Origin of the sequence: Pseudomonas sp. UMAB-40, assembly GCF_900095275.1 — a bacterium.
GTDB lineage: Bacteria > Pseudomonadota > Gammaproteobacteria > Pseudomonadales > Pseudomonadaceae > Aquipseudomonas > Aquipseudomonas mandelii_B.
This window is the reverse complement of record NZ_LT607612.1, coordinates 1-1,050: the sequence shown is the minus strand read 5'-3', so window position 1 is coordinate 1,050 and position 1,050 is coordinate 1. Positions and strand designations below refer to the sequence as shown.

The window sequence follows — 1,050 nt, the reverse complement described above, 5'->3', positions numbered from 1 at the left end:
TGGAACTTCCCGATCCTGATGGCCGCGTGGAAACTCGCCCCGGCCCTGGCCGCCGGTAACTGCGTGGTGCTCAAGCCTGCCGAACAAACGCCGCTGGGCATTACCGTGCTGATGGAGCTGATCGGCGACCTGCTGCCGCCCGGCGTGCTGAACGTGGTGCAAGGCTATGGCAAAGAGGCCGGTGAGGCCCTGGCCACCAGCAAACGCATCGCCAAGATCGCCTTCACCGGCTCGACCCCGGTCGGCTCGCACATCATGAAATGCGCCGCCGAAAACATCATCCCGTCCACCGTGGAGCTGGGTGGCAAGTCGCCAAACATCTTCTTCGAAGACATCATGAAGGCCGAACCTTCCTTCATCGAAAAAGCCGCTGAAGGCCTGGTGCTGGCGTTCTTCAACCAGGGCGAAGTCTGCACCTGCCCGTCCCGCGCGCTGGTGCAAGAGTCGATCTACGACGACTTCATGAAAGTCGTGATGAAAAAAGTGCTGTCGATCAAACGTGGCGACCCGCTGGACACCGACACCATGGTCGGCGCCCAGGCGTCCGAGCAGCAATTCGACAAAATCCTCTCGTACCTGGAAATCGCCAAGGGCGAAGGCGCCGAGCTGTTGACTGGCGGCAAGGTGGAGAAACTCGAGGGCAACCTGGCGACCGGGTATTACATCCAGCCGACCCTGCTCAAGGGCACCAACAAAATGCGTGTGTTCCAGGAAGAAATCTTTGGCCCGGTGGTGAGCATCACCACGTTCAAGGACGAAGCCGAAGCCCTGGCCATCGCCAACGACACCGAGTTCGGCCTCGGTGCCGGCCTCTGGACCCGCGACATCAACCGCGCCTACCGCATGGGCCGCGCGATCAAGGCCGGTCGTGTCTGGACCAACTGCTACCACCTGTACCCGGCGCATGCCGCGTTCGGCGGTTACAAGAAGTCCGGCGTCGGGCGTGAAACCCACAAGATGATGCTCGATCACTATCAGCAGACCAAAAACCTGCTGGTGAGCTACGACATCAATCCGTTGGGCTTCTTCTAAAAACCGGGGGCGATGCAG

General features: G+C 60.8%; 1 protein-coding gene. It reads left to right on the top strand.

The genetic code is table 11. From position 1 onward, the window contains the following. On the top strand, positions 1 to 1,032 hold a 1,032-nt coding region (locus tag K0F88_RS31985; RefSeq protein ID WP_219097871.1), incomplete at its 5' end, for an aldehyde dehydrogenase family protein. Between the last annotated feature and the right edge of the window lie 18 nt (positions 1,033 to 1,050).